Source organism: Streptomyces sp. TE5632, assembly GCF_054061295.1.
The window spans coordinates 2,126,988-2,152,244 of record NZ_JBSSEA010000003.1 but is presented as its reverse complement, the minus strand read 5'-3'; the positions used below and the strand labels follow the sequence as shown (position 1 = coordinate 2,152,244).

At 72.5% G+C, this 25,257-nt stretch carries 19 protein-coding genes and 1 pseudogene; 13 read left to right on the top strand and 7 right to left on the bottom strand.

All coding sequences use genetic code 11. The features are described from left to right. The first annotated feature begins 76 nt into the window (after positions 1-76). On the top strand, positions 77-2,959 hold the full coding sequence (locus ACVW19_RS14805; RefSeq protein ID WP_457459863.1) for an FAD-linked oxidase C-terminal domain-containing protein: 2,883 nt from the start codon (positions 77-79) through the stop codon (positions 2,957-2,959). A 4-nt stretch (positions 2,960-2,963) separates the two neighbouring features. Here ACVW19_RS14805 and ACVW19_RS14800 read toward each other — a convergent pair whose 3' ends face one another. Next, on the bottom strand, positions 2,964-4,559 hold the full coding sequence (locus ACVW19_RS14800; RefSeq protein WP_457459862.1) for a YfbK domain-containing protein: 1,596 nt from the start codon (positions 4,557-4,559) through the stop codon (positions 2,964-2,966). Positions 4,560-4,908: 349 nt separating this feature from the next. On the opposite strand from ACVW19_RS14800, the gene ACVW19_RS14795 reads away from it, so the two are divergent. Together ACVW19_RS14795 and ACVW19_RS14790 are read left to right on the top strand one after the other, a co-directional pair. Beyond that, on the top strand, positions 4,909-5,877 hold the full coding sequence (locus tag ACVW19_RS14795) for an EamA family transporter (protein WP_457459861.1): 969 nt from the start codon (positions 4,909-4,911) through the stop codon (positions 5,875-5,877). Between the two features lie 46 nt (positions 5,878-5,923). Next, on the top strand, positions 5,924-6,283 hold the full coding sequence (locus ACVW19_RS14790; protein WP_457459860.1) for a hypothetical protein: 360 nt from the start codon (positions 5,924-5,926) through the stop codon (positions 6,281-6,283). A gap of 52 nt (positions 6,284-6,335) precedes the next feature. On the opposite strand, the pseudogene ACVW19_RS14785 reads toward ACVW19_RS14790, so the two are convergent. From ACVW19_RS14785 to ACVW19_RS14775, 3 genes and pseudogenes are all read right to left on the bottom strand, one after another. Next, positions 6,336-6,503 (bottom strand): annotated as a pseudogene (locus ACVW19_RS14785) (helix-turn-helix domain-containing protein); the annotation flags it as partial. A 452-nt stretch (positions 6,504-6,955) separates the two neighbouring features. Beyond that, positions 6,956-8,494, bottom strand: a complete 1,539-nt coding sequence (locus ACVW19_RS14780) for a zinc ribbon domain-containing protein (protein ID WP_457459859.1) — start codon at positions 8,492-8,494, stop codon at positions 6,956-6,958. A gap of 120 nt (positions 8,495-8,614) precedes the next feature. After that, on the bottom strand, positions 8,615-8,779 hold the full coding sequence (locus ACVW19_RS14775) for a hypothetical protein (RefSeq protein WP_457459858.1): 165 nt from the start codon (positions 8,777-8,779) through the stop codon (positions 8,615-8,617). A gap of 226 nt (positions 8,780-9,005) precedes the next feature. Here ACVW19_RS14775 and ACVW19_RS14770 point away from each other — a divergent pair, with 226 nt between their 5' ends. From ACVW19_RS14770 to ACVW19_RS14740, 7 genes are all read left to right on the top strand, one after another. After that, positions 9,006-9,803 carry a TIGR03084 family metal-binding protein gene (locus ACVW19_RS14770; protein WP_457459857.1) on the top strand — a complete coding sequence of 266 codons (798 nt, stop codon included), beginning with the start codon at positions 9,006-9,008 and terminating at the stop codon, positions 9,801-9,803. Beyond that, positions 9,800-11,491 (top strand): acyclic terpene utilization AtuA family protein, encoded by a 1,692-nt coding sequence (locus tag ACVW19_RS14765; RefSeq protein ID WP_457459856.1) that lies wholly within the window; start codon positions 9,800-9,802, stop codon positions 11,489-11,491. Before ACVW19_RS14770 ends, ACVW19_RS14765 begins: the two co-directional genes overlap by 4 nt. Further along, positions 11,488-13,086 (top strand): acyl-CoA carboxylase subunit beta, encoded by a 1,599-nt coding sequence (locus ACVW19_RS14760; RefSeq protein ID WP_457459855.1) that lies wholly within the window; start codon positions 11,488-11,490, stop codon positions 13,084-13,086. Before ACVW19_RS14765 ends, ACVW19_RS14760 begins: the two co-directional genes overlap by 4 nt. 6 nt (positions 13,087-13,092) lie before the next feature. Continuing rightward, complete coding sequence (locus ACVW19_RS14755) at positions 13,093-14,952, top strand: acetyl/propionyl/methylcrotonyl-CoA carboxylase subunit alpha (RefSeq protein ID WP_457459854.1); 1,860 nt, start codon at positions 13,093-13,095, stop codon at positions 14,950-14,952. 54 nt (positions 14,953-15,006) lie between these two features. Continuing rightward, positions 15,007-16,146, top strand: a complete 1,140-nt coding sequence (locus tag ACVW19_RS14750) for an acyl-CoA dehydrogenase family protein (protein WP_457459853.1) — start codon at positions 15,007-15,009, stop codon at positions 16,144-16,146. A gap of 138 nt (positions 16,147-16,284) precedes the next feature. After that, positions 16,285-17,058, top strand: a complete 774-nt coding sequence (locus ACVW19_RS14745) for an enoyl-CoA hydratase family protein (RefSeq protein ID WP_457459852.1) — start codon at positions 16,285-16,287, stop codon at positions 17,056-17,058. Next, positions 17,046-17,675 (top strand): TetR/AcrR family transcriptional regulator, encoded by a 630-nt coding sequence (locus ACVW19_RS14740; protein WP_457459851.1) that lies wholly within the window; start codon positions 17,046-17,048, stop codon positions 17,673-17,675. The genes ACVW19_RS14745 and ACVW19_RS14740 overlap by 13 nt, the downstream gene beginning before the upstream one ends. A 77-nt stretch (positions 17,676-17,752) precedes the next feature. Here the strand turns inward: ACVW19_RS14740 and pdxH are convergent, their stop codons facing one another. Beyond that, the gene (gene pdxH / locus ACVW19_RS14735; protein WP_457459850.1) at positions 17,753-18,421 is read right to left on the bottom strand and encodes a pyridoxamine 5'-phosphate oxidase; all 669 of its coding nucleotides are present in this window, start codon (positions 18,419-18,421) and stop codon (positions 17,753-17,755) included. Positions 18,422-18,765: 344 nt separating this feature from the next. On the opposite strand from pdxH, the gene ACVW19_RS14730 reads away from it, so the two are divergent. Continuing rightward, positions 18,766-19,866 carry a citrate synthase 2 gene (locus ACVW19_RS14730; protein WP_457459849.1) on the top strand — a complete coding sequence of 367 codons (1,101 nt, stop codon included), beginning with the start codon at positions 18,766-18,768 and terminating at the stop codon, positions 19,864-19,866. Between the two features lie 359 nt (positions 19,867-20,225). Here ACVW19_RS14730 and ACVW19_RS14725 read toward each other — a convergent pair whose 3' ends face one another. Continuing rightward, a complete protein-coding gene (locus ACVW19_RS14725; RefSeq protein WP_457459848.1) occupies positions 20,226-21,668 on the bottom strand; it encodes an NCS2 family permease in 1,443 nt (480 codons plus the stop codon). A 329-nt stretch (positions 21,669-21,997) separates the two neighbouring features. On the opposite strand from ACVW19_RS14725, the gene ACVW19_RS14720 reads away from it, so the two are divergent. Together ACVW19_RS14720 and ACVW19_RS14715 are read left to right on the top strand one after the other, a co-directional pair. Then, positions 21,998-22,675 (top strand): XRE family transcriptional regulator, encoded by a 678-nt coding sequence (locus ACVW19_RS14720; RefSeq protein ID WP_457459847.1) that lies wholly within the window; start codon positions 21,998-22,000, stop codon positions 22,673-22,675. Between the two features lie 230 nt (positions 22,676-22,905). Then, positions 22,906-24,318, top strand: coding sequence for a PAS domain-containing protein (locus ACVW19_RS14715; RefSeq protein ID WP_457459846.1), 1,413 nt, complete (start codon positions 22,906-22,908; stop codon positions 24,316-24,318). A gap of 61 nt (positions 24,319-24,379) precedes the next feature. Here ACVW19_RS14715 and ACVW19_RS14710 read toward each other — a convergent pair whose 3' ends face one another. Next, a complete protein-coding gene (locus tag ACVW19_RS14710; protein WP_457459845.1) occupies positions 24,380-25,135 on the bottom strand; it encodes an SIS domain-containing protein in 756 nt (251 codons plus the stop codon). Positions 25,136-25,257 lie beyond the last annotated feature (122 nt).

Below are 25,257 nucleotides of genomic sequence, written 5' to 3'. Positions count from 1 at the left end.
CGGCCCCGGCCTGTGCGCCGCGCGGGGTGTGCGCCGTCGCCGGTGGTTCCGCCCGTCCCGGGGGCATCCTGGGGGCATGACGGATCTCCGGGAACTGCGGGCCGGGCTGCGCGCGGACGTGCGCGGCGAGGTGGACTTCGGCGTCACCGCGCGGGCGCTGACCACCATGGACGCCTCCAACTACCGCCGGGTGCCGCTGGGCGTGGTGTCGCCGCGGGACGCCGACGACGTGGCGGCGACCCTCGCCGTCTGCGGGGAGCACGGCGTCCCCGTGGTGCCGCGCGGCGGCGGCACGTCGATCGCGGGCCAGGCGACCGGCACCGGCGTGGTGCTCGACCTCACCCGGCACATGAACCGGCTGCTGTCCCTCGACCCGGAGACCCGCACGGCCGTCGTCCAGCCCGGCCTCGTCCTGGACCGGCTCCAGGAGGCCGCCGCCCCGCACGGGCTGCGCTTCGGCCCGGACCCCTCCACGCACAGCCGCTGCACCCTCGGCGGCATGATCGGCAACAACTCCTGCGGCTCCCACTCGGTCGCCTGGGGGACGACGGCGGACAGCGTGCGGGAACTGTCGGTGATCACCCCGCGCGGTGAGCGGTTGCGGCCCGGACCGGGGTGGGCCGGGGCCCCGGCGGGACTGCGGGAGCTGGTGGACGGCGAACTCGCCCGCCTGCGCACCGGTTTCCCCGAGCTGCCCCGCCGTATCTCCGGATACGCCCTGGACGCCCTGCTGCCCGAGAAGGGCGCCGACGTCGCCCGCTCCTTCTGCGGCTCCGAGGGCACGCTGGGCGTGCTGACGGAGGCGGTCGTGGAGCTGGTGCGCGCCCCACGCGCGCGTGTGCTCGCCGTGCTGGCGTACGCCGACGAGAGCGGCGCCGCCGAGGCCGCGGCCGGGCTGCTGGCGTACCACCCGCTGACCGTGGAGGGCATGGCGGCGGACCTGGTGCCGTCCTCGGTGGACCTTCCGCGCGGTGGCGCCTGGCTGTTCGTCGAGACCGGCGGGGACACGGAGGACGAGGCACGCGCACGTGCGGACGCGATCGTCCGCGCGGCGGACGTCGTCGACTCCCTGGTGGTGACCGACCCGGTCCGGCAGCGCGCCCTGTGGCGGATCCGGGAGGACGCGAGCGGCACGGCGACCCGGATGCCGGACGGTACGGAGGCCTGGCCCGGGTGGGAGGACTGTGCGGTGCCGCCCGCCCGGCTCGGCGCGTACCTGCGGGACTTCCGGGGGCTGCTGGCCGCCCACGGGCTGCGCGGGGCGCCGTACGGGCACTTCGGGGACGGCTGCATCCACGTCCGTATCGACTTCGACCTGCTGACGGAACCGGGCATCGCCCGCTTCCGGACCTTCTCCGGGGAACTCGCCGACCTGGTCGTGGCCCACGGCGGCTCGCTGTCCGGCGAGCACGGCGACGGGCAGGCGCGCGCGGAGCTGCTGCCGCGCATGTACGGCCCGGAGACGGTGGCCCTCTTCGAGCGGGTCAAGGGCGTCTGGGACCCGGACGACCTGCTCAACCCGGGGATGCTGGTGCGCCCCGAGCCCCTGGACGCGAACCTCCGCTTCGCCGTCCTCCCGCGCGAACCGGTGGACGTCGCCTTCGGCTACCCCGCCGACGGCGGCGACTTCTCCGCGGCGGTCCGCCGTTGCGTGGGCGTCGCCAAGTGCCGTACGGAGTCGGTGTCGGGGCCGGCGGTGATGTGCCCGTCGTTCCGGGCGACGGGCCAGGAGGAGCACTCCACGCGCGGGCGCGCGCGCCTGCTGCACGAGATGCTCGCCGGCGAGCTGGTGACCGACGGCTGGCGGTCCACGGAGGTACGGGACGCGCTGGACCTGTGCCTGTCCTGCAAGGGCTGCCGTTCGGACTGCCCGGTCGAGGTCGACATGGCCACCTACAAGGCGGAGTTCCTCCACCACCACTACGCCGGTCGCCGCCGGCCCGCCGCCCACCACACGATGGGACGGCTGCCGCTGTGGCTGGGCTGGGTGGCGCGTACGAGGTCGGCGGCGCTGGTCAACGCGGGCGCTTCGGTGGGCCCGCTCGCGCGGGCGGCGAAACGGCTGGGCGGGATCGCGGGGGAGCGGGAGATCCCGCGCCTGGCCGGGGAGACGTTCACCCGCTGGTGGCGGGGACGGCGGACCGCCGATCCCTCCGCCCCGGGTGCTCTGGTGGTCCTCTGGCCGGACACCTTCACCGAGCACCTCTCGCCCTCCGTGGGCCGTGCGGCCGTACGGGTCCTGGAGGCGGCGGGCCTGCGGGTCGCGCTACCCCCGACGCTGCGCCTGGCCGGAGCCCGGGGCCCGGTGGGGGACGCGCGTTCCCGCTCGGCGCTGCGGCTGCTGACGGCCCGCCGCGGCCGGGTCTGCTGCGGCCTGACGTACATCTCCACGGGCCAGCTCGACCGCGCCCGCGCGGTGCTGCGCCGCACCCTCGACCTGATGGAACCGGTGCTCGCCACCGACGCCCCGGTGGTCGTCCTGGAGCCGAGCTGCGCGGCGACCCTGCGCACGGACGCACCGGAGCTGCTGCACGACGACCCCCGAGCGGCGCGGCTGGCCTCCCGCGTCCGCACGTTCGCGGAGACCCTGGAGCAGTACGCACCGGACTGGACCCCGCCGGCCCTGGACCGCCCCGTCACCGGCCAGACCCACTGCCACCAGCACGCGGTCCTCGGCGACACGGCCGACCGCCGGTTGCGCGCCGCCGCGGGCCTCACCGGCGACCTCAGCGGCGGCTGCTGCGGCCTCGCCGGCAACTTCGGCTTCGAGCAGGGCCACTACGAGGTGTCGGTGGCCTGCGCGGAGGACCAACTCCTCCCCGCGGTACGGCGGGCACCGCAGGACGCCCTGATCCTGGCCGACGGCTACTCCTGCCGCACCCAACTGGACCAACTGGCGGACGTCCGGGGACGCCACCTGGCGGAGGTGCTGGCGGAGGCCCTGCGGGAAGACTCGTGAGGGTTCAGTCGAGGCGGTTCGCGTTGCGGATGGCTCGGGTCAGTTCGCGGATGGCCTTGTCCTCGGTTCGGGAGGACAGGTCGGCGGCGCGTTCGGAGAGTTCGCCGAGGCCGGGGGCGCCGGGCAGGGCGCTGTGGCGGTGGTCGGAGGAGCGCAGGGCGTCGGCGAAGTAGGCGGCGGTCGCGGTGAGCGTGAGGCCGCGGTTCGCGGTCCAGACGGAGTCGTCGAGGGCGTCGGTCTCCAGGTCGCCGGTCTCCTCGTGCGGGGCGCGGGTGCCGGGGTCGAGCCAGCGGACCGTGGCCGTGGCGAGGTGGCCGTCGGCGCCGGACCTCGTACGGACCGCGTACAGGGCGGTGACGGTGTGGCCGGGGCCGACCTCGCCGCCGTCGACGCCGTCGTCGCGGAAGTCCTCGTCGGCGACGCGGCGGTTGTCGTAGCCGACGAGGCGGAACTCGGCGACGGTCCGCGGGTCGAAGGCGACCTGGGCCTTGGCGTCGCGGGCGGTCAGCTCGATGTTGCGGGGCAGCTGTTCGCAGAAGACCTCGCGGGCCTCCTCCTCGTCGGACACGTACACCGTGTGCCCGTCGCCCTTGTCGGCGAGGCGTTCCATCAGGGCGTCGCCGTAGTTGCTGCCGACGCCCACGCCGAAGAGGGTGATGCCGTGCTCGCGACGGGACTCCCCGATGCGTTCGAGGATCGCGTCGGCGTCGGTCTCGCCGGTGTTGGCGAGCGCGTCGGAGACGAGGACGACCCGGTTGGTGGCGTCCTCGCGCAGGCCCTCGACGGCGGTCTCGTAGCCGGTCTCGACGCCCGCGCCGAGGTTGGTGGACCGGGCGGGTTCCAGGCTGTCGACGGCGTCGTGGATCTCGCCCCGGTTGCCGTCGAGGCGGGTCATCGGCAGGACGGTCTCGGCCTCGTCGCTGAAGGTGACGATCGCCACGGAGTCCTCGTCGCGCAGCCGGTCCGTCATGGTGCCGAGGGACTGCCGGGCGAGGTCGAGGCGGCCCGGTTCGGCCATGGAGCCGGAGATGTCGACGACGAAGGTGAGGGCCGCGGGCGGGCGCTCGCCGTCCGGCTCGGCGGGGCGGGTGGCGAGGCCGACGCGGACCAGGGACCAGTCGTCCTCGTCGGTGCGGGCGCCGTCGACGGTGACCGTGAAGCCGTCGCCGTCGGGGCGCTCGTAGTCCTGGCGGAAGCTGTTGACGAACTCCTCGGGACGGACCGTCGACGGGTCGGGCAGCCGGCCGTCGGCGAGGGTGCGGCGGGCGTAGCCGTAGGAGGCGGTGTCGACGTCGAGGGCGAAGGTGGACAGGTAGTCCGGCGCGGGGGCGATGTCGCGGGAGTCCTGCTCACCCTCGCGCTGCCCGCCCTCGCGTCGCTCGCCCGAGCCTTGGGGGCCGTCGGGGGCGGGGAGCGGGGCCGAGCCGTTCCCCTTGCGGTCGTACTTGCTGTCGGCCGTCGCGTTCTCGTTGTCGCCCGCGTTGCATCCGGTGAGCAGCAGGCCGCTCGCCGCCGTGAACGCCAGCAGCGCGCCGCTCAGCCGTCGTGTCCCGTGCCGCTTCGTCGTTCCGCGCTGTTTCGTCGTCGCGTGCCACTTCATCGTCCGTTCCCCCTCGGTCCGTTGAACCCGACTCATGCGACTGTGACGCCGGGGCGCGGCGGAACGTGCGGCACGGGGCGTCACAGGTGAGTCTCGAAGCGGGCACGGCCGACAGCCGCCGAGACCGGTGGGTGACCTTCCGTTGACCTACGGCGACATGTCGTTGCCCGTCCGGTCGTCGTCCGTATGACGGACCGGATTGACCCGGGCGGGCCGCGGGCCTCATCGTCAGGTACGTGAAAGCTGCATGGTGCTGACCGAGTCCATTACTCTGGACCGGACAGTTCAGCTTCATGCACAATCCTCGAGGGGGTCACCCGCTCCCCGCACCGAACCCATGGAAGGCGCCGTGACCACCCCCAGCTCCGCCACCCCGTCCGTCCCGGCCCCGGCCGCCGTCCCCGCGGCGGCTCCCGGGCATATGCCCGGCGGAGCGGGTGCTCCGCGCGGACGGGGCTCGCTGGGGCCCGTCGGGCTGGTGCTCGCCGGGGGGATCTCCGTGCAGTTCGGCGGGGCGCTCGCGGTGACCCTGATGCCGCGGGCCGGCGCGCTCGGCGTCGTGACGCTGCGGCTGCTGGTGGCCGCGGTCGTGCTGCTCCTGGTGTGCCGGCCCCGGCTGCGCGGGCACTCGCGCGCCGACTGGACCACGGTGATCGTCTTCGGACTCGCGATGGCCGGGATGAACGGCCTCTTCTACCAGTCCGTCGCCCGCATCCCCCTCGGTACGGCGGTCACCCTGGAGGTGCTCGGCCCGCTCGCCCTGTCCGTGCTGGCCTCCCGGCGCGCGATCAACTTCGTCTGGGCCGGACTCGCCCTCGCCGGTGTCGCCCTGCTCGGCGGCGGGGGCTTCGACAGCCTCGATCCCGTGGGTGTCGCCTACGCCCTGGGGGCCGGTGTCATGTGGGCGGCCTACATAGTCTTCAGCGCGCGTACGGGCCGCCGCTTCCCGCAGGCCGACGGGCTCGCCCTCGCCATGGGCGTGGCGGCGCTGGTGTTCCTCCCGCTGGGCATCGCCGAGTCCGGCACCAAGCTCCTCGACCCGACGGTCCTCGGTCTGGGTGCGGCGATCGCGGTGCTCTCCTCCGTCCTCCCGTACACCCTGGAACTCCTCGCCCTGCGCCGTCTGCCCGCCTCCACCTTCGCCATCCTGATGAGCCTGGAACCGGCCATCGCCGCCGCCGCGGGCTTCCTCATCCTCAGCCAGGCCCTCACCCTCACCGAGGCCGCCGCCATCGCCCTGGTCATCGCGGCGAGCATGGGGGCGGTGCGGACCCAGGTGGGACGGGGGCGCCCGAAGGCGCCGGGGGCTGTTTCCTGACGCTTGTCGCGGCGGGGCGAGCGGCGACGGGGCTGGAGTCGCTCCCGTGCAACCCACTGAGACCGTCGGCGGTGGACCACTGATCCCTCGCCCGGAGCGCACACCGGGCGCCCTGCGTGCCGCCTGCACGGTTGTCGCCCCAGACCTTCTGCCGGCATACGACCGGGCGAAGGACCGGGCGCTCGCCGAAGCGGTGGAACACGGTTCGCTCAAGCCGGTCCACGCCTACCCCAGCCACTGGGCCGTGCTGATCGAAATCGAGCGTCACCCGGTCATGGCCAAGGCGTACCACCGTGCCGAGCATCTCGCCCGGGTCGCCGCCGCTGACGACGAGGTACGCGGACACCTGGCCACGGCGAGTTCCCTGTACCGTGAGGCCGCCGCATCCGTGTGGCGCGCGCCGTAACCGCAGGTGGGACGCGTGAGAGGGCCGGCGCCGGGCTGCGGTCCGGTGCGCTCTACAGCCGTGCCGAAAGGTTTCCCACGGTGGCCGTTATGGTCAGCTCGCCACCGATCGCGTGCAGGTACGCCGCCATCGTCGAGGTGTCCAGGCGAGCGGTGCCTCGCTCGATCTGGCTGACCCGGCCCTGCGTGACGCCCATCGCCTTGGCGACCTGGATCTGGGTGAAGCGTCTCTGATCAGCTGAGCGAACCTGTGCGAACCGTGGGGTCCGGTGGGGGTTCTGCCCACCTGGGCGGGGAAGCGTGAGCGTGCAGGTGGAAGCCCGCGCCCAGTGCTGCTCCGCGTGGCCGGGGGCCGGTGGTGGGTGTGCTGGTCCTCGTCACGTCCTGGTGCCGGTGGGCTGCGCGGGGCAGCCGGGTCCGGTCCGTGTGAGCGTGTCCCTCCGGACGCTTGCCCGCCGGGCCTTGCGGTCTGGTGGGGGAGGGTGTCCGGCGTCGCCTGGGCGTCGCCTGGGCGTCGGACGTGCCGTCTGAGGCCGGGTGGGTCCGGTCTTGGACCGGTCCCACCCGGTGCTGGTGGTCGGGGTGATGGCGGCTTCGGCTTCGAGGTTGTCGATCACGGAGCGGATGGCCATGGCGCCGCCGGTGCGGTCTGTGACGGTCTTGGCCTGGTGGGTCAGGCCGCGTGCGGCGATACGCTTCCACGCGCCCGTGTCGCGGTCGCCCCGGTATCCGCAGGACGGGCAGAGCGCCCATTTCCAGCCCGGTGTGGTGGGCCGGTCCGGTGCCTTGCGGTGCCGCAGCGGCACGAGGCATGGGGGCAGTGCCTGGAGGTGTTGCGGGCCGGGACGGTGATGACGGCGATACCTGCTTCGGCGGCCAGGTGCCGCATCCGGTCGACGATCCGCCCGCGCACCTGCTGGGAGAGCCGGGTGTTCATCGTGCGGCCCATGCCGCGGGCCTCCATGGAGCGGAGGTCTTCGACGTAGGCCACGCTCGCCGAAGCGGCGATGGCCTGGTCGACGGTCCAACGGGCGGCAGCCTGCGCGAGGGCGTTGTTGAGGTTCGACCGCCGGGCAGACACGCGCCGGATTTCGTCGGTGAGGGCCAGCGTCCTGGCCGCCAGCGGGTGGTCGGTGTCGTCGCCGATGAGCCGCTGGTAGTGGTCGGCCTTCGCCTGAAGGTGCTCGAACAGGCGGCGCAGCCGGTGCTGTTTCGCGAGCACGCCGGCCGCGCGGAACATGCCCCCGCTGCCGGGAGCGGTGATACGCCCGTCCTCGTGGAGGCGGGCGGTGCCGGCTGACAGCAGGGTGTTCAGGCCCCAGTCCACACCGAGCGCGACCGTGTGCCCGGTACGCCGGGTCTTCGGGACGGCGTGGGTGTAGGCGAGATCGGCCCGTACCGTGCCCTGGTGGATGCGCAGGGTGGGCAGGTGCAGCACCGCGCTTTTGGGGATCGTCGGCGGCAGCGCGACGGGGCAGGCGGTCCACGTCCAGTCCCGGTGGGAGCACGGGTCGGGCCGGGTGGGGAGCTGCAGGCGCAGCAGTGCCCGGCCCGGATCGCTCTCGTGCCGTTCGATGGCGGCCTGCTGTCCGTCGCAGGCGGACAGCAGCAGCATCCGGGCAGCCCGGGGCGCGGCCTCCAGCTGGAGCACATCGGCCGGCATCCGCCCGTGCTTCCTGGCGAACGCGGCGATCTGCCGGGTGCGGGACTTGATGACGCTGGACGGCAGATGCTGCCCGCCGGGTACCGCTTCGCGGACAGCGTCCCACTCCTGGGCGGTCCGCCTGGCCGGATCGGCGGGCCAGGTCCCAAGGACACCGCAGGTGAGGTCCGCGCGCCACTTCGCACAGCGGAGCGTGCGGCCGGCCTGTTCCTGGGCCATGCGCACGATCCGGTCGTTGACCTTCACACCCTTGGGAGCGGTCACGGTCCAGCCCAGGCGGCGCAGCGCCATCCAGGCGTTCGACGGAAGCTTCCGGCCCCCCGCGTCCTCACCGGAGGCGAGGATGTCCACGTCGGTGGTGTTCCAGCGTTCGGCCATCAGCTCGCTTGTCAGGCCGGACACCAGGTCCACGGCCCAGCCGACCCGCTCGGCCAGCAAGGAAGCGGACATGAGTTCACCGGTCTTCTCGTCGACCGCCGCGCGCAGCAGGCCACGAGTGCACGCTGTGCGGGAGGTCTCGCCCTCGCCGACCGGCACCTTCCGGCTCACCAGTCCTCCTTCACCCGTGATGCTGTCATCCGATCAACGACACATCCGCGCAAAGGTCACACATTCGAACCTCGCACGCGCCTGCCATACCGGCACCGGTACCGGACCCACGACACGACATCACCAGATGACACCATCACTACGGACACCAAAGGAAACGCGTGAGTCTTGAGCTTTGCGGAGCGTGGCCAACTCGTGTCCGCGCTCCGCATCGACCATCTCCGCCTTGATGGCATCAATACGCTCGCGCTTCTCGGGTGTGATGTCGGTCGTCAGGTCGTCCATGGAGCCGAGGTTCATTCGCCCTGCCCTTTCTTCCTCTCCTGTTCCAGCACGTCTTCGAAGAAGCGCAGCTCATAAGGGTCGGCCACGTCTGGAAATTAGCGCGAACCAATGTTCGTGGGCGAGTGGGTACCGTTGCCACCCGGCCTTGCCCGCTGCTGCTGTGATGGCGGAACAGAACCCAGCAAGCGTGCTTGATTGTTTTCTGAGGGCCTGTCATGCTCGCTCCATGGCCGACCCGACGCCCGTGATCGACGACCTGTGTGCGGAGAGCGACGAACTCGACCGGCTGGTGGCCGGGCTGAGCCCGCAGGAGTGGGCGCGACAGACGCCCGCCGCCGGCTGGACCGTCGCCCACCAGATCGCGCACCTCGCCTGGACCGACCGTTCCTCGCTGCTCGCCGTGACCGATCAGGGCGCCTTCGCCCGCGAGGTCGAGAAGGCGCTGACCGAGCCCGGGGACTTCGTGGACAACGCCGCGGAGGAGGGGGCGGGCCTGCCGCCCGCACGGCTGCTCGCGGACTGGCGCGCCGGACGCGAGGCCCTCGAGAACGCCCTGCGGGCAGCGCCCGAGGGGGCGCGGTTCCCCTGGTACGGCCCGCCCATGTCGACGGCCTCCATGGCCACCGCCCGGCTCATGGAGACCTGGGCCCACGGCTTGGACGTGGCCGACGCGCTGGGTGTGGTGCGGCCACCCACCGACCGGCTCCGGCATGTGGTGCGGCTCGGTATCCGCACCCGTGACTTCGCCTTCGGGGTGCACGGACTGCCCACGCCGTTCGAGCAGTTCCGCGTCGAACTCACCGCCCCCTCGGGCGGACTGTGGACGTACGGTCCCGAGGACGCCACGGACCGCGTCACCGGCCCCGCGCTCGACTTCTGCCTCCTGGTGACCCAGCGCGCCCACCGCGCCGATCTCGCCCTCACCGCCGACGGCTCCGACGCCGACCGCTGGCTGGACATCGCCCAGGCCTTCGCCGGGCCGCCCGGAGGTGGCCGGGAACCGAAGGGGGACACCGCGCGGTGACGGCGACGCCCCTGCGCATCGGCAACGCCTCCGGCTTCTACGGCGACCGCTTCGACGCCCTGCGCGAGATGCTCACCGGCGGTGCGCTCGACGTCCTCACCGGCGACTACCTCGCCGAGCTGACCATGCTCATCCTGGCCCGCGACCGGCTCAAGGACCCCTCTGCCGGGTACGCCCGCACCTTCCTGCGGCAACTGGAGGACTGCCTCGGCCTCGCCCACGAGCGCGGCGTCAGGATCGTCACCGACGCCGGCGGGCTCAACCCGGCCGGGCTCGCGGACGCCGTACGGGAGCTGGCCGGGCGGCTCGGCATCCCGGTACGCGTCGCGCACGTGGAGGGCGACGACCTCACCGCCGCCCACCCGGGCGCGCTGGCCGCGCACGCCTACCTGGGCGGCTTCGGCATCGCGGCCTGTCTGCGCGAGGGCGCCGACATCGTGGTCACCGGGCGGGTCACCGACGCGGCCCTGGTCACCGGGCCGGCCGCCGCCCACTTCGGCTGGGCGCCGACGGAGTACGACCGGCTGGCGGGCGCCGTCGTCGCCGGGCACGTGCTGGAGTGCGGGACCCAGGCCACCGGCGGCAACTACGCCTTCTTCGGCGAGCGGCCGCCCGGTGACTTGCTGCGGCCCGGCTTCCCCCTCGCCGAACTGCACGAGGACGGTTCCTGCGTCATCACCAAGCACCCCGGCACCGGCGGCTTCGTCGACGTCGGCACCGTCACCGCGCAGCTGCTCTACGAGACGGGCGGCGCCCGGTACGCCGGACCCGACGTCACCACCCGGCTGGACACCGTACGGCTCAGCCAGGACGGCCCCGACCGGGTACGCGTCGAAGGCGCCGAAGGGGAGGCGCCGCCGCCCACGCTCAAGGTCGGGCGGAGCCGGCTCGGCGGCTTCCGCAACGAGGTCGTGTTCGTCCTCACCGGGCTCGACATCGAGGCCAAGGCGGATCTCGTACGGGAGCAGATGACTGGCGCGCTCGCCAAGTCGCCGCCCGCCGAGGTGCGGTGGGAGCCGGTGCGCACCGACCGGCCCGACGCGGACACGGAGGAGACCGCGAGCGCCCTGCTGCGACTCGTCGTGCGGGACCCCGGGCAGGAGGCGGTCGGGCGTGCGTTGAGCGGGGCCGCAATCGAACTGGCGCTGGCTAGCTATCCCGGCTTCCATGTGCTCGCGCCACCGGGGAAGGGCGCTCCCTATGGGGTGTTCGAAGGCGTGTACGTCCCCCATGGTGACGTCGGCCATGTAGCCGTCCTCCATGACGGACGCCGGATCACTGTGGAGCCGCCCCACGACACCGCCGTACTCGCGGACGTGCCGGAGCCGGAGCTGCCGGAACCCCCGGCCCCCGGACCGACCTGCCGCGCCCCGCTCGGGCTCCTCGCCGGCGCCCGCAGCGGGGACAAGGGCGGGAACGCCAACGTCGGCGTCTGGGTTCGCTCCGACGACGCCTGGCGGTGGCTCGCGCACGAGCTGACCGTCGAGCGGTTCCGGGAGCTGATCCCCGAGGCCCGCGATCTGCCCGTCACCCGGCACGTACTGCCCCGCCTGCGCGCCCTGAACTTCCTCGTCGAGGGCATCCTCGGCGAGGGCGTCGCCGCGCAGGCCCGTTTCGATCCGCAGGCCAAGGCGCTCGGTGAATGGCTGCGCTCCCGGCACCTCGACATCCCGGAGGCCCTGCTGTGACGGTCCTCGAATCCGCCCTGGACACGGCCGACCCGGAGTACCGGGCCCACCGCGAGGCCATGCTCGCCAAGCTCGCCGAACTCGACGCCGAACACGCCAAGGCCCTCGCGGGCGGCGGCGAGAAGTACGTCGAGCGGCACCGGAAACGCGGCAAGCTGCTCGCCCGTGAGCGCATCGAGCTGCTCCTCGACCCCGACACGCCCTTCCTGGAGCTGTCCCCGCTGGCGGCCTGGGGGAGCGACCACACCGTCGGTGCCTCCCTGGTCACCGGGATCGGTGTCGTCGAGGGCGTGGAGTGCCTGATCACCGCCAACGACCCGACCGTGCGGGGCGGTGCCAGCAACCCCTGGTCGCTGAAGAAGGCCCTGCGCGCCAACGACATCGCGCTCGCCAACCGGCTGCCCTGCATCAGCCTGGTGGAGTCCGGCGGCGCCGACCTGCCCTCCCAGAAGGAGATCTTCATCCCCGGGGGCGCCGTCTTCCGGGACCTGACCCGGCTCTCGGCGGCCGGAGTCCCCACCGTCGCCGTCGTCTTCGGAAACTCCACCGCCGGCGGCGCGTACATCCCCGGCATGTCCGACCACGTGATCATGGTCAAGGAGCGGGCGAAGGTGTTCCTCGGCGGTCCGCCGCTGGTGAAGATGGCCACCGGGGAGGAGAGCGACGACGAGTCGTTGGGCGGCGCCGAGATGCACGCGCGCGTGTCGGGCCTCGCCGACCACTTCGCCGTCGACGAGCCGGACGCCCTGCGGCAGGCACGCCGGGTCGTGGCCCGCCTCAACCACCGCAAGGCGTACCCCGATCCGGGACCGGCCGCGCCGCCCGAGTACGACCAGGACGAACTCCTCGGCATCGTCCCCGGCGACCTGAAGATCCCCTTCGACCCGCGCGAGGTCGTCGCGCGGATCGTCGACGGCTCCGACTTCGACGAGTTCAAACCGCTCTACGGCACCAGCCTCACCACCGGCTGGGCCGCCCTGCACGGCTATCCCGTCGGCATCCTCGCCAACGCCCGGGGGGTGCTGTTCAGCGAGGAGTCGCAGAAGGCCGCCCAGTTCATCCAGCTCGCCAACCAGCGCGACATCCCTTTGCTCTTCCTGCACAACACCACCGGCTACATGGTCGGCAAGGAGTACGAGCAGGGCGGCATCATCAAGCACGGCGCCATGATGATCAACGCGGTCGGCAACTCCCGCGTCCCCCACCTGTCCGTCCTCATGGGCGCCTCCTACGGCGCCGGGCACTACGGCATGTGCGGGAGGGCGTACGACCCGCGCTTCCTGTTCGCCTGGCCCAGTGCCAAGTCCGCCGTCATGGGCCCGCAGCAGCTGGCCGGCGTGCTGTCCATCGTCGCCCGGCAGTCGGCGGCGGCGAAGGGCCGGCCCTACGACGACGAGGCGGACGCGGCGCTGCGCGCCATGGTGGAGCAGCAGATCGAGTCCGAGTCGCTGCCCATGTTCCTGTCCGGGCGGCTGTACGACGACGGAGTCATCGACCCGCGCGACACCCGTACCGTCCTCGGCCTGTGCCTGTCGGCCATCCACACCGCGCCCTACGAGGGCGTGCGCGGTGGCTTCGGCGTCTTCCGGATGTGAGGGACTGTGTTCACCTCGATCACCTCGATCAATTCCGTTCTGGTGGCGAACCGGGGCGAGATCGCCTGCCGTGTCGTCCGCACCTGCCGTGAGCTCGGGATCCGGACGGTCGCCGTGCACTCGGACGCCGACGAGAGCGCCCTCCACGCGCGCGTGGCGGACACGGCGGTACGGCTCCCGGGTGCGGCGCCCGCCGACACCTACCTCCGCGGCGACCTGATCGTGAAGGCGGCCCTCGCGGCCGGCGCGGACGCCGTGCACCCCGGCTACGGGTTCCTCTCCGAGAACGCCGGCTTCGCGCGGGCCGTCCAGGACGCCGGGCTGGTGTGGATCGGGCCGCCCCCGGAGGCGATCGAGGCGATGGCGTCCAAGACGCGCGCCAAGGAACTGATGGGGATCGAGCCCCTGCGTGAGGTCACCGAGGCCGACCTGCCGGTGCTGGTGAAGGCCGCGGCGGGCGGCGGCGGACGCGGGATGCGCGTCGTACGGCGCCTCGCGGACCTCGACGGCGAACTGGCCGCCGCCCGCGCGGAGGCGGCGAGCGCCTTCGGCGACGGCGAGGTGTTCGTCGAGCCGTACGTGCGGGACGGACGGCACGTCGAGGTGCAGATCCTCGCCGACACCCACGGCACGGTGTGGGCGCTGGGCACCCGGGACTGCTCCCTCCAGCGCCGCCACCAGAAGGTGGTCGAGGAGGCCCCGGCACCCGGGCTGTCCGCACGGCTCACCGGCGAACTGCACACCCTCGCCGTACGCGCCGCCCGCGCCGTCAGTTACGTCGGCGCCGGAACCGTCGAGTTCCTCGTCGCGGACGGCAGGGCGCACTTCCTGGAGATGAACACCCGTCTCCAGGTCGAACACCCGGTGACGGAGGCCGTGTTCGGAGTCGATCTCGTCGCCGAGCAGATCCGCGTCGCCGAGGGGCACCCGCTCGAGAAGGACCCGCCACGCGCGCGTGGGCACGCCGTCGAGGCCCGCCTCTACGCCGAGGACCCCGCCCACGACTGGGCCCCGCAGACCGGTCGTCTGCACCGCCTCGCCGTCCCCGAAGGCATCCGCCTGGACACCGGCTGCACCGACGGCGACGACATCGGCGTCCACTACGACCCCCTGCTCGCCAAGGTCGTCGCCCACGCCCCCACCCGCGCGGAGGCGATCCGCAAGCTGGCCTCCGCCCTGGACCGCGCGGTGATCCACGGCCCCGCCACCAACCGGGACCTGCTCGTCCGCTCCCTGCGGCACGAGGAGTTCGCCGGAGCCCGTATGGACACCGGCTTCTACGACCGCCACCTGACCGAGCTGACCACCCCGGCCCCCGACCCGTACGCCCCGCTCGCCGCCGCCCTCGCCGACGCCCACGGCCGCTCCCGCTTCGGCGGCTGGCGCAACCTGCCCTCGCAGCCGCAGGTCAAGCGGTACGCGATGGCGGGCGAGGAACACGAGGTCCGCTACCGGCACACACGCGACGGCCTGGCGGCCGACGGGGTGCCGGTCGTACACGCCGACGCGGGGCTCGTGATCCTGGACGTGGACGGCGTACGGCGCCGCTACGAGGTCAGCCGCTACGGCGACCGTGTGTACGTGGGCGCCACCGCCCTCACCGCCCTGCCCCGTTTCCCCGACCCCGCCGCCCGGCACGCCCCCGGCTCCCTCCTCGCCCCCATGCCGGGCACGGTCGTCCGCATCGCCGAGGGCCTGACCGAGGGGGCGCCGGTGAAGGCTGGCCAGCCCCTGCTGTGGCTGGAGGCGATGAAGATGCAACACCAGATCACCGCCCCGGTCACAGGAACATTGAGCACCCTCCACGCCACCCCGGGACAGCAGGTGGAGCCCGGCATGTTGCTGGCGGTAGTGCAACCCACCTAGGGGCGCGGGGAACTGCGCGCCCAGCCACCGATCACCCGCAGCCCGGAGGACCGAGTGACCACTCACATCGAACCGGAAGAGCACAAGGCGCTGCGCGCAGCCGTCGCTTCGTTCGCGAAGAACCACCCCCGCACCCCCGGCGCCGACAGCCGCCCGTTCTGGCAGAACGCCGCCAAGCTCGGCTACATCGGCGTCAACCTGCCGGAGGCGTACGGCGGTGGTGGCGGCGGCATCGCCGAACTCTCCCTCGTCCTGGAGGAGATGGGAGCCGCCGGCAACCCCCTGCTGATGATGATCGTCTCCCCGGCCATCTGCGGCACCGTCATCTCCCGCTTCGGCACCGAGGCTCAGAAACGGGAGTGGCTGCCCGCCCTGGCTGACGGCAGCCGCCTGATGGCCTTCGGCATCACCGAACCCGACGCCGGGTCCAACAGCCACCGCATCACCACGACGGCACGCAAGGACGGCACCGACTGGATCCTCACCGGCCGCAAGGTGTTCGTCTCCGGTGTCGACATCGCCGACGCCACCCTCATCGTCGGCCGCACCGAGGACGCCCGCACGGGAAAACTCAAGCCCTGCCTGTTCGTCGTCCCCCGCGACACCGAGGGCTTCCAGCGGCGCCCCATCGACATGGAACTCAACGCCGTCGAGAAGCAGTTCGAGCTGGTCCTCGACGACGTACGGCTGCCCGCCGACGCGCTTGTCGGCGATGAGGACGCCGGTCTGCTCCAGCTCTTCGCCGGGCTCAACCCCGAACGCGTCATGACCGCCGCCTTCGCGATCGGCATGGGCCGCCACGCGCTCTCCCGCGCCGTCGAGTACGCGCGTGAGCGCACCGTCTGGAACGCGCCCATCGGCGCCCACCAGGCCATCGCGCACCCTCTCGCGCAGGCGCACATCGACCTCGAACTGGCCCGCCTGATGATGCAGAAGGCCGCCCACCTCTACGACGCCGGTGACGACACGGGCGCGGGCGAGGCCGCCAACATGGCCAAGTACGCGGCCGCCGAGGCCTGTGTGAAGGCCGTCGACCAGGCCGTGCACACCCTCGGCGGGAACGGCCTCACACGCGAGTACGGGCTCGCCTCGCTGATAACCGCCGCGCGCGTGTCCCGTATCGCCCCGGTGAGCCGGGAGATGATCCTCAACTACGTCTCCCACCAGACCCTGGGCCTTCCCAAGTCGTACTAGGCCCGCTCGGCTTCTCGGCCGTCCTGGAGGAACCGTGTTCCGCAGCGAGTACGCAGACGTCTTCCTCGCCGCCGTCCCCCGCGCCACTTCCGGAAAGATCCTGCGCCGTGAACTCCGCGCGGCGCACAAGGAGCCCTCGTGACCCTGATCGGCCGCACGCGTGTGCGGGGCGTCGAAACGCTCTCCCTCGACGCCCCGGAGCGCCGCAACGCCCTGTCCGCCGCCCTCGTCGGGGAACTGGCCGAGGCACTGACCGACGCCGGCCAGGACACCGGCGTCCGCGCGGTGGTCCTCACCCACACCGGCAACACCTTCAGCGCGGGCGCCGACCTGCGCGACCCTTCCCCAAGCTCCCGGCTTCGCTCGAGCAGGGGAGACCCCAACCCTCCCGAGGCCCTGGTGGGCCTGCTGCGGCAGATCGTCGAGCTGCCCAAACCGGTCGTCGCGCGGGTCACCGGGCACGTCCGCGCGGGCGGCATCGGCCTGCTCGCCGCCTGTGACATCGCCGTCGCCTCCCACACGGCGACCTTCGCCTTCACCGAGGTCCGTGTCGGGGTCGCCCCCGCCGTCATCTCCCTGCCGCTGCTGCCCCGCACCGACCCGCGCGCGCTGGCCCGCTACTACCTCACCGGCGAACGCCTCGACACCGACGAAGCCGCCCGCATCGGACTGCTCACCGCCGCCGGTGACGACGTGGACGAGACGCTCGCGCCCATCCTCGACGGTCTGCGCAGATCCGCCCCCGAGGCCCTGGCCGAGACGAAACGGCTGCTCACGGCTAGGGTGCTGGAGACCTTCGACCGGGACGCCGCCCACCTGACGGCGCTCTCGGCCCGCCTTTTCGCCTCCGCCCACGCGCGCGAGGGGATGACGGCCTTCCTCGAACGACGGGATCCGGAATGGGTGGTGTGAGCGCGGCGGCCGACCGTGCCGAACGCGTCCCCAAGCAGGACCGCAGCCGGGCCACCCGGCAGCGCCTCCTGGAAGCCGCCGTGGCCTGTCTCGCCGAACACGGCTGGGCGGGCTCCACGGTCCTCGTCGTCGCCGAACGCGCCGGTGTCTCCCGGGGGGCGGCCCAGCACCACTTCCCGACCCGCGAGGACCTGTTCACGGCCGCCGTCGAGTACGTCGCAGAGGAACGCTCCACCGCGCTGCGTGCGCTCTTCCCCGAGGGAGCGGCCGCCGGTGACCGCCGCGCGGTGGTCACCGCCCTGGTCGACCTCTACACCGGGCCCCTGTTCCGTGCCGCCCTCCACCTGTGGGTCGCCGCTTCCGACGAGGAGCAGCTGCGCCCGCGCGTGACCGAACTGGAGGCGCGTGTCGGCCGGGAGTCCCACCGCATCGCCGTCGACCTCCTGGGCGCCGACGAGTCCCGTCCCGGCGTCCGCGAGACCGTCCAGGGCCTCCTCGACATGGCCCGCGGCCTGGGCCTGGCCAACCTCCTCACCGACGACGCGGCCCGCCGCGAACGGGTGGTGGGACAGTGGGCGGCCCTCCTGGAGGGGGCGCTGGACGGGGTGCTGGACTGAGGCGAGGGGCGGTCGGTGTTCCGGGGGCCGGCGAGCGCACCGTGCGCGGCGTGGCGTTCACGGGTGCGGCTTCGCACTCACGGGCTCAGCCGCTCCACCCTCCAGCCCCCGTCCGCCTGTGCCACGTACCGCAGGCGGTCGTGCAGGCGGTTCTCCCGGCCCTGCCAGAACTCCACCGCCTGCGGGGCCACCCGGAAACCGCCCCAGTGCGGCGGCACCGGCACCTGTTCGCCTTCCGGGTACCGGGCCGCGAGCTCCGCGTACGCCGTGTCCAGCTCCGTACGGCTCGCGAGCACCGAGGACTGGCCGCTCGCCCAGGCGCCCAGCTGTGAGCCGTGCGGCCGGGTGCGGAAGTAGGCGGCCGTCTCGTCCCGGCCGGTGCGCAGCGCGACTCCGGTGACGATGACCTGCCGGGCCATCGGATGCCACGGGAACAGCAGCGAGGCGTACGGGTTCCCGGTCAGCTCGCGCCCCTTGCGGGAGTCGTAGTTCGTGTAGAACACGAACCCCCGCTCGTCGAAGTGCTTCAGCAGCACCGTGCGGGAACTGGGCCGGCCCTGCGCGTCCGCCGTGGAGACGACCACGGCGTTCGGTTCGAACAGCCCGCCGTCCGTCGCGGCCTGCTTGAACCAGCGCGCGAACTGCTCGACGGGAGTGGCGGCCAGATCGGTCTCGGAAAGCCCCTCGGCCCGGTACTGCTTGCGCATCGAGGCGAGAGCGAGGGGGACGGAGTCACGGTCGGTCACGCCGTCATCCTGCCGTATTTACGGATCGCGTGGGGACCCGGTGTGCCACCGCCTAGTATGGCACTGAGTGTCGTGAACCCTCCCCAAAAATGGCACTCAGGGATATCGTGCTGGCATTGATCCGGTTGGGTGACCGCCCACCGGGCATCACAGGGGTGACCGGTGGCGTCCGGACCGCGAGTCCTCACAGGGGACCGCGGATCCGACGGGCGCGCACCCCGTTCCTGTCGACCGGCCCGCACGAGGTCGCCCCACCCCACGACAACACCCCCCAACGACACCCCTCAACGACACCACCCCCCACAACACCACCATCCGTCGCCCACACCACGAGGAGCCGCCAGATGTCCGACTTCGTACCCGGACTCGAAGGAGTCGTCGCGTTCGAGACGGAGATCGCCGAACCGGACAAGGAGGGCGGCGCCCTCCGGTACCGGGGCGTCGACATCGAGGATCTGGTCGGGCACGTCTCCTTCGGGAACGTCTGGGGCCTGCTCGTCGACGGCGCCTTCAACCCCGGCCTGCCGCCCGCCGAGCCGTTCCCGATCCCCGTCCACTCCGGTGACGTCCGCGTCGACGTCCAGTCCGCGCTCGCCATGCTGGCACCCGCGTGGGGCCTGAAACCGCTCCTCGACATCGACGCCGAGCAGGCCCGTGAGGACCTCGCCCGCGCCGCCGTCATGGCCCTCTCCTACGTCGCCCAGTCCGCGCGCGGCCAGGGCCGGCCCATGGTCCCGCAGCGTGAGATCGACAAGGCGCACTCCATCGTCGAACGCTTCATGATCCGCTGGCGCGGCGAACCCGACCCCAAGCACGTCGCCGCCGTCGACGCGTACTGGACCTCGGCCGCCGAGCACGGCATGAACGCCTCCACCTTCACGGCCCGCGTCATCGCCTCCACCGGCGCGGACGTGGCCGCGGCCCTCTCGGGCGCCGTCGGTGCCATGTCGGGACCGCTGCACGGCGGAGCCCCCTCACGGGTCCTCGGCATGATCGAGGAGATCGAGCGCACGGGCGACGCCGAGGCGTATGTGAAGCAGGCACTCGACAGGGGCGAACGCCTCATGGGCTTCGGCCACCGCGTCTACCGCGCCGAGGACCCGCGTGCCCGTGTCCTGCGCCGCACCGCGCGCGACCTGGGGGCCCCGCGCTTCGAGGTCGCCGAGGCCCTGGAGAAGGCCGCCCTGGCCGAGCTGCACGCCCGCCGCCCCGACCGCGTCCTGGCCACCAACGTCGAGTTCTGGGCCGCCATCGTCCTCGACTTCGCCGAGGTCCCGGCCCACCTGTTCACCTCGATGTTCACCTGCGCCCGCACCGCGGGCTGGTCGGCCCACATCCTGGAGCAGAAGCGCACCGGCCGCCTGGTCCGCCCCTCCGCCCACTACATCGGCCCCGGCAGCCGCGGCCTGCACGAGATCGAGGGCTACGCGGACCTCGCCCGCTGAGCGCGAGAGTCCTGAGAACCCGAAAACCCCGAAAACCCTGAAAACCCCGAAACCACTGAAAAAACAGACGACCCGCGAGCCTGGCCCTCCGAAGGAGGGGCCGGCCGGACGTACCGGCGACTCGCGGGTCGGGCGACTGCGTTGGGTTGGGCCGGTCGCGTGTATCTCGCACACGCCGGTCCGGCGCCGAACCGAGTACGGCGACGGGCTACTGGCCCGCAGCCACCTCTTCCGTCCGGTATTCATACATCTGCCGAACCACCTCCTCTCCGAAGTACCGCCAGCCTAAGAAGCGATTCCCTCCGGAGCAACCACTTTTTTTCGGTGATTCCGGAGCGGAGGTGGCGGGGCCGGTGCCGTCAGACGCCGAGCAGCTGCTTCAGCGGGTCGATGGCGAAGTAGACGAGGAAGAGCCCCGCGGTGCTCCACAGCAGCCAGTGCACCTCGCGGCCCTTGCCCAGGCAGGCCTTGATGACCACGTAGGAGATGAAGCCGGCGCCGATGCCGTTGCTGATGGAGTAGGTGAACGGCATGACCACGACGGTCAGGAAGGCGGGGACGGCGAGCTCGAAGCGGTCCCAGTCGATGTGCCTGACCTGCGTCATCATCAGGAAGCCCACCGCGATCAGGGCGGGGGCCGCGGCCTGCATCGGCACGATGGTGAGCAGGGGGGTGAAGAAGAGGGCGAGAGCGAACAGGCCGCCGGTGACGAGGTTGGCGAAGCCGGTCCGGGCGCCCTCGCCGACACCGGCGGCGGACTCGATGTAGGTGGTGGCGGACGAGGACGAGGAGGCACCGCCCGCGACGGCCGCCGCACTGTCGATGAACAGGACCCGGCCCAGACCGGGGACCTGCCCGCGCTCGTCGAGCAGCCCGGCCTCGGCGGTGACGCCGACGACGGTGCCCATCGTGTCGAAGAAGTCGGACAGGATGAGCGTGAAGATCAGCAGGACGATGGTGAGCACGCCGATCTGACCGAACGCGCCGAGCAGGTCGAACTGCCCCAGGAGCCCGAAGTCGGGCGCGGCGACGGGGTTGCCGGGCAGCTCGGGGGCGGTGAGGCCCCAGCTCTTGACGTCGGCGAACTCGTTGACGACGACGGCGAACACCGTCATCGCCAGGATGCTGATGAGGATGGCGCCCCGCACCTTGCGGGCCATGAGGACGAACGTCAGCAGCACACCGAGGCAGAACACGAGCATGGGCCAGCCGGTGAGGGTGCCGGTGCCGAGCTGGACGGGCACGGTGGTGTTCGCGGCGTCCGGGATGCGCGACACGAACCCGGAGTCCACGAAGCCGATGAAGGCGATGAACATGCCGATGCCGACGCTGATCGCCTGCTTGAGCGGCTGCGGGATGGCGTGCATGACGGCCTCGCGCAGACCGGTCAGCACCAGGACACAGATCAGCAGGCCCTCGAGCACGACCAGGCCCATCGCGTCTTCCCAGGCCATCAGGGGAGCGATCTGGAAGGCGACGACGGCGTTGAGACCCAGACCCGCGGCCAGGGCGAGCGGCAGGTTGCCGGCCACACCCATGATCACGGTCATCACGGCGGCCACCAGGGTGGTGGCGGTCGCCAGCTGGGTGGCGCTCAGGGTGTGGCCGAACTTGTCCTCGGTACTGCCCAGGATGATGGGGTTCAGCACCAGGATGTAGGCCATCGTGAAGAACGTGGCGAAGCCACCGCGTATCTCCCTGGCGTAGGTCGAGCCGCGTTCACTGATGCGGAAGAACCGGTCGAGCGGGCCGTGGGCTCTGGCGGGCGCCGGGTCGACCGGGTCGGTCGTGAGGGTTTGCATGAGCGGGTCTCCTGGGCGAGCAGGTGCGGGGAAGCATGACGGCAGCCGCCGGGCGCGTGCGGCGTCGAAATTTCGGAACCTCGCGAACGTCGAAACGCCGAAATATCGAAATGCCGAAATGCCGAAATTCGGACACGCCTGTGGCGGACCGCCAGCGGATTCTACGAACCTGAACCATTTCCTCAAGGCCTTTGAGGAAAAGAGGAGTTGATTCCCTAGTCGGCCTCCCGTCGGTTCCTACAGAATTCGCGGCGACCTTCCCGTCATAACGGGAGGCAGGCGACATGAGGGCATGGTTTTCACGGTGGGTCACTCCCTACTCTCGGTGCGTGAACTCACCGCTCCCCTTCAACGCGCGCGCCGCCCGGACCTTGCGCGGGAAGGTCGGGATGGCCCCCGGCCACGTCGCCTACGGCATGCGCGCCTCCTACGGCTTGACCCACATCACCCCCGACCACATCACCGCGTGGGAGCGCGGTGTCGCCCTGCCCACCGCCACCGAACTCACCGCTCTGGCCGGCGCACTGTGGTGTTCCCCGAGCGACCTCATGGGTGCTCCCCGCACCCTGCGGGAACACCGGATCGCCAGCGGATTCGCCGCCGAGGACGTCGCCCGCGTCACCAGCCTGAGACTTCACGACTACCTCCGCATGGAGGAAACCGGCCAATGGGCCGGCGACCGACGGCAGTCGGCCAAACTGGGCGCCCTCCTCAAGCTCCCCCCGAGGGACTTCGTCGCCATCACCGGCGGGGAGGCGGAACTCACCCGGCTGCTCACCGAGGCCGTGTCCACCCGCTGGCAGGCCCACATCCGCGACATCGCCCGCCTTCTCTCGATGGAGCGCCGCGAGCTGCAGGACCCGTTGCGCGCCATGCACACCGAGTACCAGTCCCTCATGGCGGCCACCCTCAGCAGAGGCGGCGGCGTCAACGCCTCCGGTGAGCAGGGGCGGCGTTACCTCGACGACATCGTGGAACACTTCTGGTCCCACTTCCCGGAGGGGTGACGCCCCCTGCCGCCCGCGTGTGCGGACGCCGAACCGGGCCGACCGTGCCGCAGCGCCGCGACGCTGCGGCACGGCCGGCCGCGGTGATGCCGGGGCAGTGCGACGATTCCTTCAACGATTCCTTCGATGTTGCGGGAATCCGGTGTGCGCTGGGTCACGTTCAAGTTGAATGATTGCAAGTGAGCCGACCGATGTGCCGTACGTGCGGACACAGCCTGCAGGGGGTCCAGGTGAGCGCTTCCCGGCGTAGTGGGGCCACCGACGAACTGGGGCCCGACGAGCCCGGGCGGGAGAGCCCGGGTGGGTCCGATCTGCTGGCCGCGTTGTTGGACGGCATGGATGCCGCCCTGTGCGCCCTCGACGCGGACGGGGTGGTGACGCACTGGAACCGGGAGGCGGAGCGCGTCCTCGGGTGGACCGCGGCCGAGGCGGTGGGCCGACAGGGGTTCGCCGGGTGGGCGGTCCGCGGCGCCGACGCCGCGGAGGTGGAGGCGCGGCTGATGTCGGCCATGGGCGCGCCGGGCCGGCAGGTGCACGAGTTCGCGCTGCTGACGAAGGACGGCGGCCGGGTGCTGGTGCGGACGCAGTCCGCGGCCGTGCGCGGGCCGGACGGGAAGCCGGCGGGCGTGTACTGCGCGTTCAGCGAGGTGCACGCGCAGATCGACCTGGAACGGTCGATCGCGCTGAGCGAGGCGCTGCTGGAGGACGCGAGCTGGGGCGTCGTGCTCGTCGACGCCGATCTGCGGCCCGCCGTGGTGAACCCGCACGCGGCCCGCGCGCTCGGCACGGGACGCGGCTCCGTGCTGGGACGGCCGCTCGGGGAGCTGCTGTCGCAGGGTGTGGAGGAGCTGGAGAGCGGGCTCGCCCACGTGCTGGCCGAGGGCACCCCGCCCGCGCCCGCCGACATCTGGGTGAGCGTGCGGGAACCGGAGGGCGAGCGGCGGCGGTGCTGGCGGTGCGGATTCGTGCGGCTGTCGTCGCCGCTGGCGGAGGAGCCGGTGCCGCTCGGTGTGGGCTGGCTGTTCCAGGACGTCACCGAGTCCCGGCAGAGCGAGCAGGAGGCGTCGCTGCTGCGGTTCCGCGCGCAGCAGCTGCACCGGGCGGCGCGGGCGGCGGCCGAGTGCGAGGACCCGGCGGAGGCGGTCACCGTCCACCTGGACTTCGCGCTGGCCGGATTCGCCGACCACGCGCTGATCGACCGGGTGGCCGACCGGGGGCCCGACGGGACGGCGGACGAGGGGGAGAGCGCCGGGCGGGTCCGGCTGGTGCGGATCGCGGCCACCCCCTCCGGGGCGCCGGGGCCGAGCAGACTGGCCGGGCGGGCGGGCCTGCCGGCGCGGTACCGCGAGGGGCATCCGGCGCTGCGGTGCGTGGAGCGGACCGGCTCGGTGCGGGCCGACGCGGGGGCGGTGCCGGCGGAGGAGGCGCGTGTGTGGGCGGTGTCCCGGCAGTGGCCGGCGGACGCGGCACACGCCCTGTGCACGGTGCTGCGCAGCCGCGGCCGGACGCTGGGCGCCGTGACGTTTCTGCGCGGCCCGGGCCGGAACGCGTTCGAACGCTTTGACGTGATGTACGCGGAGGACGTGGCCGCACGCATCGCCACGGCCCTGGACCTGGCGGGGGCCACCGGGCAGCGGGAATGACGGGGGCGGCGGGAGCGACCGGGCGCCCGGAGTGACGGGCGCCCGGAGTGGCGCCGGGTTCTCAGCGCCGGTAGAAGATCCGGTCGGCGTACCGGTCCATGACGCGGCCGTTCCAGTCGTGGCCGCCGTCGACGTTGCCGGAGCGCAGGAGCGGGGGCTCGATGCCCCGGTCGGCCAGGGTGGCGGCGGCGTCGGCCACGACCGCCTGGAGCAGGGCCGCGGTGACGACCGTGGAGGCGGGGGCGAAGGGGGCGGGGACGTTGTCCAGGGTGAGTTCCGCGTCGCCGACCGCGATCTTGGAATCCAGGACGAGGTCGCAGTGGTCCTTCAGATACGTCCCCGACACGTGCCGGGACGTCGTCTCCGCCGCGTACGCCACCGAGGTCACGCCGATGACCTTCATGCCCAGGGCGCGGGCGTTCATGGCCATCTCCACCGGGAGCGCGTTGCGCCCGGACAGGGAGACGATCACCAGGGCGTCGCCCTCGCGGGCCGGTGACGCGTCGAGCACGGCGCTCGCGAGGCCGTCGACGCGTTCGAGGGCGGAACCGAGGGTGGCCGGCATCACGTCGACGCCGACGGCACCCGGGACGGCGAGCAGGTTCATCAGGGCGAGTCCCCCCGCGCGGTAGACGATGTCCTGCGCGGCGAGCGAGGAGTGGCCGGCGCCGAAGGCGAAGAGGCGTCCGCCGTCCGCGACCGTGTCCGCGAGCAGGGTGCCCGCGGCCGCCACGGAGTCGGCCTCCTCGTCGCGGACCCGGTGCAGCAGGTCGATCGCGGCGTCGAGGAACCGGTCGGCCGCCGTGCGGTCGCTCATGGGGGACCATCCCTTCGGGGTGAGCTGCTGCGGATCACCGTGCGGTCCGGACCAGCGCCGTGTCAACATGGCGGCAGGGGCCGGGCAGACCTCCGTGGCAGCCTGTACCACCCGGTGAATGC

Excerpts from the sequence above, each read along its gene's own strand:
- ACVW19_RS14800 (WP_457459862.1), bottom strand. The coding sequence starts at position 4,559 with ATGAAGTGGCACGCGACGACGAAACAGCGCGGAACGACGAAGCGGCAC.
- ACVW19_RS14725 (WP_457459848.1), bottom strand. The coding sequence starts at position 21,668 with ATGCAAACCCTCACGACCGACCCGGTCGACCCGGCGCCCGCCAGAGCC.
- ACVW19_RS14770 (WP_457459857.1), top strand. The coding sequence starts at position 9,006 with ATGGCCGACCCGACGCCCGTGATCGACGACCTGTGTGCGGAGAGCGAC.
- ACVW19_RS14805 (WP_457459863.1), top strand. The coding sequence starts at position 77 with ATGACGGATCTCCGGGAACTGCGGGCCGGGCTGCGCGCGGACGTGCGC.
- ACVW19_RS14740 (WP_457459851.1), top strand. The coding sequence starts at position 17,046 with ATGGGTGGTGTGAGCGCGGCGGCCGACCGTGCCGAACGCGTCCCCAAG.
- ACVW19_RS14710 (WP_457459845.1), bottom strand. The coding sequence starts at position 25,135 with ATGAGCGACCGCACGGCGGCCGACCGGTTCCTCGACGCCGCGATCGAC.
- ACVW19_RS14775 (WP_457459858.1), bottom strand. The coding sequence starts at position 8,779 with ATGGACGACCTGACGACCGACATCACACCCGAGAAGCGCGAGCGTATT.
- ACVW19_RS14730 (WP_457459849.1), top strand. The coding sequence starts at position 18,766 with ATGTCCGACTTCGTACCCGGACTCGAAGGAGTCGTCGCGTTCGAGACG.